Here is a 427-nt window from a genome sequence, read left to right as displayed (position 1 = left end):
GATCTCTTCTACGCCGACTCAAGGGCAAACCCCGGTGGCAACGGATGGTCAACAACGTGTTGAAGTGCAGGGTGACCTGAACAATGCGCTGACCCAGCCACAAAATCAGCAACAGCTGAACAATGTGGCGGTCAATTCCACGTTGCCGACTGAACCCGCAACGGTTGCGCCTGTTCGCAATGGCAATGCATCGCGTGACACGGCGAAAACGCAAACCGCTGAACGCCCGTCCACTACGGGCCCAGCTCGTCAGCAGGCGGTGATTGAACCGAAAAAACCGCAAGCAACCGTGAAAACGGAGCCGAAGCCGGTAGCACAGACGCCGAAGCGTACTGAACCAGCTGCCCCTGTGGCGAGCACGAAGGCACCGGCTGCGACTTCTACGCCAGCACCAAAAGAGACGGCGACTACGGCTCCAGTACAGACG

1 pseudogene is annotated in these 427 nt (G+C 58.8%); it reads left to right on the top strand.

Features of this window, described 5'->3' with window-relative positions:
- Positions 1 to 34: 34 nt before the first annotated feature.
- Positions 35 to 427: pseudogene (locus D9R02_RS11915) on the top strand (hypothetical protein); the annotation flags it as partial.

The organism is Kocuria rhizophila (assembly GCF_003667225.1).
Classification (GTDB): domain Bacteria; phylum Actinomycetota; class Actinomycetes; order Actinomycetales; family Micrococcaceae; genus Kocuria; species Kocuria rhizophila.
The sequence above is the reverse complement of the archived record's forward strand: the minus strand, read 5'-3'. Positions and strand labels throughout refer to the sequence as shown.